At 55.7% G+C, this 4,346-nt stretch carries 3 protein-coding genes and 1 pseudogene; all 4 read right to left on the minus strand.

The genetic code is table 11. From position 1 onward, the window contains the following. Positions 1-1,237, minus strand: a 1,237-nt coding sequence (locus QZ197_RS14900; RefSeq protein WP_296432941.1) for an AAA family ATPase, incomplete at its 3' end; no start/stop codon positions are given. Positions 1,238-1,273: 36 nt separating this feature from the next. After that, positions 1,274-2,125, minus strand: coding sequence for an outer membrane protein assembly factor BamD (locus QZ197_RS14905; RefSeq protein WP_296432942.1), 852 nt, complete (start codon positions 2,123-2,125; stop codon positions 1,274-1,276). 134 nt (positions 2,126-2,259) lie between these two features. Beyond that, a complete protein-coding gene (lpxC, locus tag QZ197_RS14910; protein ID WP_296432943.1) occupies positions 2,260-3,177 on the minus strand; it encodes a UDP-3-O-acyl-N-acetylglucosamine deacetylase in 918 nt (305 codons plus the stop codon). 212 nt (positions 3,178-3,389) lie between these two features. Further along, a pseudogene (locus tag QZ197_RS14915) lies at positions 3,390-4,346 on the minus strand (cell division protein FtsZ); the annotation flags it as partial.

Genomic DNA, 4,346 nt, shown 5'->3' on the forward strand with positions numbered 1-4,346 from the left:
CCACAGTGAAGGCCACCGCATCAATGCCCTCGGGGCCGGCATCAGCATCTGAAATCGTCGTCGCGAACACCGCCCTCTCCATTTTGAGGGGCGCAAGTTCCTTTGCCATCGCATGATCCAAGGCGGTCGCAGCAGCTTGACGCCTCGACCGCAACAAAGTTGCAATCGAATCATAGTCTGCCTGTGCGGCTGTGACCGCTGCAGTCAACGTCGCCAAATCGCGCGCGCCATCGTCGAGCATGCTCAGCCTTGCACGCAGTCCATCCGCGAACTCTGATAGCGCATCAGGCAAAACATCATGTTTTCGCGCCAATCCACGAATTGCAAAAAGCCGTTCCTCTACATCTTCGAGGTCAGACACATTGAACGACAAGTCGTCAAGGCAATGGGAGACACCCACCTGCGCCTCGTCCAAAGCGAGCATCGCACGTTCAATCGCTTCGAGTGCGCTGTCCAAACGTCCGTCAGCGTCTACTGCCACGCCTTGCAGCCAACGCGACGCATCACTAGTCAGGCCCTCGGCCCCATTTAGCCCCAGTGCATCACCCGCTTTGGCAATATCAGTGCGGATTTTCTCGGACGCTTGCATCAGTCTGCGTTGAGTATCGAGCGACGCTTCTTCGCCGACTTCGGGGGACAAAGCATCAAGTTCAGCGACGGCATGCCGCAAATATTCTTCCTCGGCGCGGGCTTCTGCAATCCGCGCTTCTGCGGCAGTCAGGGATTGTTGGATCTTTGACAAGGCGCGCCAAGCAAGCCGTGCGTTTTGGATATCTGAACCAAGCTCGGCATACGTATCCAGCATTTGACGGTGACCGCGCGGGTTCAGTAACCCGCGGTCATCGTGCTGCCCATGCAATTCAACCAGTGTGTCAGACAGTCGGCGCAACACTTCGCCGCTTGCACGGCGGTCGTTGATCCAAGCGGTTTTGCGACCGTCGCGGGAATTGATCCGGCGCAAAATCAGCTCGTCTTCGACCGAAATACCTGCGTCTTCCAAGACCGCGAATGCGGGATGACCGTTGGGCAGATCGAACCAAGCGGTCACTTCGCCTTGATCGGCACCTTGGCGGACCAATTCGGCGCGGCCGCGCCAACCCAAAACGAAACCCAGCGCATCCAGAAGGATCGATTTTCCTGCACCTGTTTCACCGGTCAGCACGTTCAACCCCGGCTGAAACGCAAGTTCCAACCGATCAATGATCAGCATATCCCTGATGTCTAGACCACGTAGCATATGGCTGCCCTTAGGTCGGGACGGGTCCCGCTATCGTTAGAGCCATTCACCGCGGACAACCTGCCGGTAAATCGACGACAACCAATTGTTACCAATCGGATCAGCCCGAAGCCCTTGCCCAGTCAGCAAGGCAAAGCTGGATTGGTACCATTCGCTGGACTGGTAATTATAGCCAAGAATTGCGCCCGCAGTCTGCGCCTCGTCGGTCAGACCTAGCGACAGATAGCTTTCCGTCAAACGGTGCAGCGCCTCTGGCGTATGCGTCGTGGTTTGGAAATCCTCGACTACTGTACGGAAGCGGTTGCTGGCGGCCACGTAGTTGCCGCGCTTAAGATAGTAGCGCCCGATTTCCATTTCTTTGGCGGCCAAGTGATTGAATGCCAAATCAAATTTCTGGACAGACGCTTGTGCATATTCGGTGTCAGGGTACTGTTCAATCACGCGACGCAGCGCTTGCAAGGCTTGGAAAGTAAGGCCTTGGTCGCGGCCAATGTCGTCGATTTGGTCATAATACGACAGCGCCAGAAGATAGGCCGCATAAGATGCGTCTTGCTGGGTCGGATAAAAATCCAAATAGCGCTGCGCGGACGCGCGGCTGTTCGGGTAGTCTTGATCGCGGTGATAGGCAAAAGCCTGCATGATCAACGCGCGTTCGGCAAACTCGGAATAAGGGTAAAGGCGCTCGATCTCGCCAAATGTGAATGCAGCGTCGTCCGGACTACCATCTGCAATCTCGCGCTCGCCACGTTCAAAAATGGCTTGTGCCGTCAATTCATCTAGCGGCTGCCCACTGCGTTCCAATCCGCCACAAGCTGCAAGCGCTGCAATTGCGACCACAGCGCCCAAGCGTGTGACCCAACGGCTTTTGTTGTCTTGATTGGCTGACATATTGACGTCCTCATTCACACCGAGCTGTGCATTCTTAAAGGCATATTAACGCCTATAGCGCACGGTCTAACATAGAAAAATGAGGTGCAAAATGCCTTTTGCGCATTGGCGTGATCAACTGTCAGTGGGGTTGCTCAGGCAACGGCGGCCAGATCGGCAACGCTGACGCCCACACCGGGCAAACGCGCTGCTATTTTCGCGTCACATTCGACCCAGCGCCAAGCATCCGGTTGTGCGAAAAGCGCACGCAACAGCTTGTTCGTCATTGCGTGACCAGCGCGCGTTCCGGTGTAGCGTCCTAGAATTGGCGCACCGGCGGTGTACAAATCACCCAATGCATCAAGCATCTTATGGCGCACAGCCTCGTCACTGTGCCGCAAGCCACCGGGTGTCAGGACTTTTTCACCATCGACAACAACTGCATTTTCCACGGTCCCGCCCAAAGCGAGTCCGTTCGCACGCATCGCATCCACGTCAGCAGAGCGGCAAAAAGTCCGGCTATCGCAAAGTTCGCGGATAAACGCACCATTCGCCATATTGAGCGTCTTTTTCTGACGGCCAATGGCCGCATCAGCAAAATCAATCTCGAATGCGATCTGCAATGTCGTCGCAGGACTAAGCCGGGCAACAGCCGTGCCATCAGATACCGATACATCCCTGAGGATTTCAATCGCCCGCAAAGGGGCAGACAGACGTGTCAGGCCAGCCTCGACGATACCGCGCACAAAACTTGCAGCACTACCGTCCAGAATTGGGACTTCTGGTCCGTCGATATCAATGATCACATTGTGGACGCCACAGCCCGCAAGTGCTGCCATCAAATGTTCAATCGTAGATACGGTCACACCCGATGCATTTGTCAGCCGCGTGTTCAAAGGCGAAACAACGACATCGCTCCAGTGGGCGCGTAATGTCGGGTGCCCAGCTACGTCAGTGCGACGAAATACGATCCCCGCATTCGCTGGCGCAGGCCGCAGAACAACGCACACAGGTGCGCCGGAGTGCAAACCAATGCCCTCGAACTTTACCGGTGATTTTACTGTCGTTTGCAAAAGAAAGAATCCGCTTTGTTGTTAACGATGAAGTAGGCCGCTTGCCCCCTAGTCTCAACTCACTCTTTGCGACGGACTGAAACATGTGCAACAAAGTTTGAAACATTGGCGCGAGGTCGCATTTAACTCATTGATTAAAAACAAAAAAGGCCGCTTGTAAGCGGCCTTTCTTATCATTGTGACGCGGCGTCCGTATCAGCGCAGACGCGCTATTAGTTTGCCTGACGGCGCAAGAATGCGGGAATTTCGATCTTATCTTGATCTTCGTCCTGATCCGGCTCTTGGTGCAAAGCCGTTACTTGTGGCTGCGCGCGTCCGCTATGTTGTGCGCCGGATTCGGCTTGCGCGCCGGTCATCCGGTTGATCAAAGAATTGATCCCAAAGCGTGGTTTGTCTGCTTCAGCAGGTGCCGCTGCCGGTCTTGCCGCCTGAGGCTGTGTATTGCCATTTGGCACGCGACCAACGGCGGCGTGCAAACGGGCCAAAGCCTCTGGTGACGGTGTACCTGGTGCAGGTGCGCGCGGTGCGACAAAACTGTCTGCTTCCGTCAGTGTCGGCTCTGGGCGTGGTGTGTAAGCTGGCGGTGGCAGATCATTGCTTGCCGCTTGCGGTGCAAGTTCAGCAACTGCTGCAGGTGCGTAAGTTGCTGTTTGTGCAGGCACATCCAGGTCTTCAAAAAGCGTACGTTCGGCAGCAACAGGTGCCGCTGCTTCGACCTCAACAGGGGCTTCTTGCGTTGGCGCAGGTGCCGGAGCGGCCTGTGCTGCCGGAGCAATTGGCGCCAGTGGTGCAGCCATAGACCGACGCGGCGCAGGTGATTCCATGTTTCTTGCAACAGCATCAATGCCCGTTGCCACAACAGAAACGCGCATTCTGCCTTCCATGCTTGGGTCAAGGGTTGAGCCCACGATGATGTTCGCATCGCCATCGACCTTTTCACGGATCTTGTTGGCCGCTTCATCAAGCTCGAACAATGTCAGATCATAGCCACCGGTGATGTTGATCAGAACGCCCTTTGCGCCTTCCAATGAAATCTCATCCAGAAGCGGGTTGGCAATTGCTTTTTCAGCAGCCTGAATAGCGCGGTTTTCGCCCTCGGCTTCGCCTGTGCCCATCATCGCCTTGCCCATTTCGTCCATCACGGCGCGAACGTCAGCAAAGTCGAGGTT

Source organism: Yoonia sp. (assembly GCF_017854415.1).
In the GTDB taxonomy this organism is placed as follows: domain Bacteria; phylum Pseudomonadota; class Alphaproteobacteria; order Rhodobacterales; family Rhodobacteraceae; genus Yoonia.

What these genes read in the sequence shown, in the direction of transcription:
- QZ197_RS14905 (WP_296432942.1), bottom strand. Translation starts at nt 2,125, where the DNA reads ATGTCAGCCAATCAAGACAACAAAAGCCGTTGGGTCACACGCTTGGGC.